Origin of the sequence: Bacillus sp. AFS001701 (genome assembly GCF_002559405.1) — a bacterium.
Classification (GTDB): domain Bacteria; phylum Bacillota; class Bacilli; order Bacillales; family Bacillaceae_G; genus Gottfriedia.
On the sequence record NZ_NTZO01000628.1, the window covers coordinates 1 to 3951 of the forward strand.

Annotated in this window: 4 protein-coding genes and 2 pseudogenes; 2 read left to right on the forward strand and 4 right to left on the reverse strand. The window is 30.4% G+C overall.

Features of this window, described 5'->3' with window-relative positions; translation table 11 throughout:
- Positions 1 to 85: 85 nt before the first annotated feature.
- The 3 genes and pseudogenes from CN514_RS26695 to phaQ form a co-directional block, all read right to left on the reverse strand.
- Entirely contained in the window at positions 86 to 217 is a 132-nt protein-coding gene (locus CN514_RS26695) for a hypothetical protein (protein WP_286141821.1), read from the reverse strand.
- A gap of 153 nt (positions 218 to 370) precedes the next feature.
- Positions 371 to 829 (reverse strand): annotated as a pseudogene (locus CN514_RS24170) (hypothetical protein); the annotation flags it as partial.
- A 110-nt stretch (positions 830 to 939) separates the two neighbouring features.
- Complete coding sequence (gene phaQ / locus CN514_RS24175; protein WP_098234746.1) at positions 940 to 1362, reverse strand: poly-beta-hydroxybutyrate-responsive repressor; 423 nt, start codon at positions 1360 to 1362, stop codon at positions 940 to 942.
- Positions 1363 to 1521: 159 nt separating this feature from the next.
- On the opposite strand from phaQ, the gene CN514_RS24180 reads away from it, so the two are divergent.
- Together CN514_RS24180 and CN514_RS24185 are read left to right on the forward strand one after the other, a co-directional pair.
- The gene (locus CN514_RS24180) at positions 1522 to 2304 is read left to right on the forward strand and encodes an alpha/beta fold hydrolase (RefSeq protein ID WP_098234747.1); all 783 of its coding nucleotides are present in this window, start codon (positions 1522 to 1524) and stop codon (positions 2302 to 2304) included.
- A 153-nt stretch (positions 2305 to 2457) separates the two neighbouring features.
- Positions 2458 to 3087, forward strand: a complete 630-nt coding sequence (locus tag CN514_RS24185; RefSeq protein ID WP_098234748.1) for a hypothetical protein — start codon at positions 2458 to 2460, stop codon at positions 3085 to 3087.
- A 135-nt stretch (positions 3088 to 3222) separates the two neighbouring features.
- Here the strand turns inward: CN514_RS24185 and CN514_RS26030 are convergent.
- Positions 3223 to 3951 (reverse strand): annotated as a pseudogene (locus CN514_RS26030) (recombinase family protein); the annotation flags it as partial.

The following is a 3951-nucleotide window of genomic DNA, read 5'->3' on the forward strand; positions in this document are numbered from 1 at the left end:
AAAATAGAAAGTTTATATTTATTAACTTTCTATTTTTATTGGCTTTCTATTTTTAAAGACTAATGAAACAAAAATACCACTCAAGTTAAGTGAGTGGCTTATTAGATGTCTTTATTTTTATATCCTCATTTTTTATTTTTAAAGTTAATTTTAGTAATGCTTCTGCAGCGAGTTTTGCATTTAATGTTCCAATTTCTTCATATTTAAACTGATCCATGAAGAAACACCCCTCTATAGACTATTCAAAGGTCTAGTCTATAGTTCTCTGAGGTAGGTATTGTAATCGACCAAACTAGTATAAGGCATAAAAAAACAACCCTTTTTATTTTAAGGAGTTGTTTCAGTGTGAAGACAAAGGACTAAACTTTACTTATTTACTAAAAGATGTAAACATTATAAAGCTATCTTCTATTCGATGGTTAAAGTTTGTATGTGCTGCTCTAAAAGATTGCAAGTAGTGTTCATTTAATGATGACCATACTCGCTCTCTTTCCCTTAAACTCTCTATGTAGAATTTTCCAGCCTGTTCATATTGCTCTTCTACCCTTTCAATTAGCTCAACTGAGGCTTTGAACGGAGTAGATAATAACTCAGTAAATTTATTTACCATTTCTTCAAATAGATTAACACTTGAGTGAATTTCTGAAGATTCATCTATTTTAATTCTTAATGTATTTGCTTTTATATGATTATTAAAGTACTTTATTTCATCAAATAAACCATTTACTGCATTACGATATTCCTCATTAAATTTCCTTGTTTCTTTTAACACTTTAATAAACGAATTTAACCTTTGTTCTCTTCCATCTCTTATGTATGTCAAACTACTTTCGTATTGATCTCAGAGCGTATTAAAAAAAGGATCCATTAAATATTCTTCTACTTTCTCGTCTTTAATTTTTTGAACATCTGCCTTTGATTTTGAAGCTTTCTGTAGCGTCAAACTTCTTCCTTCTCTTTTGTTTTCGAATTTTTCTCTATTTTATCCTCTCTTTGTAATGGAGGAATGTAGAGCTCAAGAAAACTAGTGTACATTTTGAAAAATTGATCAAGCATTGATTGATAAAGTTCGAGTTGTCTAGCGTTACTTGTTAAGAATGCCTTCCCAGCTTCTGTAATTGAATAACAGCGCTTAGCAGGTCCGCTTCCTTTCGTATCCCATTTTGATTGTACAAGATTTTCTTTCTCTAGTTGTCTTAATAATCGATATAAATTTCCTTGGTCAAGTGTTTGAAATCCGAATGCGTGGAGCTTTTGAATTAGATCATAGCCATGAAGTGTCATCCGACTAAGGAGTAGAAGAATAAAAGGCATAATAAAGTTTTTTGAAGGAGTAATATTTTTATCTTTATCGTTGTTCATTGGTAACACCTCTATTAAAAATCTAATAGGTGTATTTTACACATATATGAATATAGCGTCAATACAGTAAATATAATTTATTATAAATTTTCAAAAAACTTCAAACATAGCGTTTATTCGTTAAATATTTTAGTAAAAAAATACAAAGGAGTGATAAAGTTGTACGTTATAAAAACCGAAAGGATCAAACTGTATTATGACCGGTTAGGTACTGGAGAACCTCTCGTATTAATTCATGGTCTTGGAGAAGTAAAAGAAAGCTGGTTTAAACAATATGAACTAGCAAATGAGTTCGATTTAATTATTCCTGATTTGCGTGGCCATGGAGAAAATGATTTAACTGAAGGCATCTCAATTAAGAATTTCGCAAAAGATGTACTTGATTTAATGGATGAGTTAGGAATTGAAAGCGCGCATATTTTAGGCTTATCTATGGGTGGGACTGTTGCACAAGAGATGTACCGCCAAGCACCTGAAAGATGTCGCTCTTTAATCTTAGTAAGTACATTTCATTTTGCTCCAAGATTACTAGGATTATGGTTTATTCATTATAAAGAGTTTCGTTCAAAAATTTTCACACCCCAACAGATAAAAGAGATGACAGCAAGAACATGCCTTTTTTCATGGGAAGAAGAATCATTACAACAATTTAAACAATATTATCGTCCAAATCCAGAAGGTTATGATAGGTCTATGAGAGAATGTTTTAAGGTTGATAATAGAGAATTGTTACCAAATATAAAGGTACCAACGCTTATTATTGGTGGTCAGTATGATCCAATTACGCCAGTATGGCTCCAATTAGTAATGCATAAAAGTATCCCAAATTCAAAATTAGTTATTTTCAAAAATACTGGCCATGTAACCAAAATGGAAGCTGCAGAAAAATTTAATCAAACGATTCGCTCTTTTTTAAATAAACAAGAACTTGTTGAGATTTAAAATCATAACAAATTAGATTAACCTATTTCACCTTGCTTGCTGTTAAAGTTTTTTATAAATATCTTAAAACTGACCTTTATAAAGTATTGCATCTAATTGTACTATTTTAAAAAAAGCCTCCATATAGTTTTAAAAAAACGGGAGGGTACAAATATGTACGAGAATTGGCTGGATACATTATCATCTAATGATTTATTTCTGACCTTTCTATCAATATTAATTGGTGCGATCGGTGGTTATGCCAATATACTATTAGCTAATGAGGGCTACATTAGAAGTTATCGGTTTAAAGATTCTGATGGTAGAGAACGATATTCACTCGGTTCTAAGCGTGAAATAATTCTTGGAGCTATGGCAGGTTGTATTTCATACCTTATTGCTGTACTAACGACAAATGATCAAACTCCTGTATCTATTATCATTTATGCTTTTATTTGTGGAGTTAGCGGCGGCGCTTATTTAGAAAGATTGGTTGATAAAAACGTTAATGACAAAATCATTGATTTTAGTTCAACGCTGGAAGAAATGGAGAAAGAGAAAACTGAGAACAAAAAGACAAGTGCCCCCTCAAATAACATGGGAAATATGCATCAAACAGATACTGGCGTCGTCGATGGGATAGAATTAAATAATGAAAATGAAGATGACAATACTAATAATGCAACAAATGAAGAAGTTGATTTTCATTACAATATTTTAATGAAAAGGTTAAAATGTGCAAGAAGTACCAAGGAAGCAGAAAAATATTTTAATGAATTAGTTCGATTGATTAATAAAAGATAAGTTTTTAAAGTTTGCAATACAACAAAAAAAGTTCAGTTCTATCTTTTCGAAGATGGTAAACTGAACTTTTTATTTTAACTTTAAGATTCTAAAACCTAACATGGTTGTTTAACATGAGATTTCTCGTTCCATGCATTAGATCCATTCTATTTTAATTGTGGCAATTTCCTTACTACGAGTAGTATCATGACTTGAATCCATATTACTACTAAACCATATTTTATTAATAAATGATTTTAAAAATTGATTACATATTTCAGGATCGATTCTTTCTAAATCGTCTAGCGTTTCAATGATCTTCTCAATTTTTTGACGATCATCGTTTTTGTTACTTAAATTCTCTATTTGAGTCTGATAGAGTTCAATTTGCTGGTTCAATTGATTCATTTGGCCGATTTGTTCATTTTTTAGTTCTTCATATTCCTTTTTAGTAATTTCTCCATCCATTCTCATTTCTCTTAAGTTATTTTGTCGTTTTTTAATTTTATCTTTTTGTTTAATTAATGAGACGAGTTCAGTCGTTAATCTTTGTTCTAGTTCGATTGTTTTCTGAGAATCTAGCATTTTTAGCGCGTTCTCTAGCTCTGATTTTTTTTCTTTAATGCTTTTTAAAACAAATTCTTCAACTAATTGATATTTATAGCCGCGATCTTTACATAGATTGTTTGATATTTTATATGAACATGATTTTATAAAATCAATATTTGAACTATCTTTTTGAATATATCGCTTCCGCCCACAGCAATTGCAATATATTAAATTTTGTAATCTACGTACCTCTTTTCGGTTTTGAAAATAAACATTTTTATTATTTTCTAATAAGGTTTGGACGGCAAAAAATTGCTCCTTTGTTATGATAGCCTC

Coding starts and splice junctions, on each gene's coding strand:
- phaQ (WP_098234746.1), bottom strand. CDS start 1,362: ATGAACAACGATAAAGATAAAAATATTACTCCTTCAAAAAACTTTATT.
- CN514_RS26695 (WP_286141821.1), bottom strand. CDS start 217: ATGGATCAGTTTAAATATGAAGAAATTGGAACATTAAATGCAAAACTC.
- CN514_RS24185 (WP_098234748.1), top strand. CDS start 2,458: ATGTACGAGAATTGGCTGGATACATTATCATCTAATGATTTATTTCTG.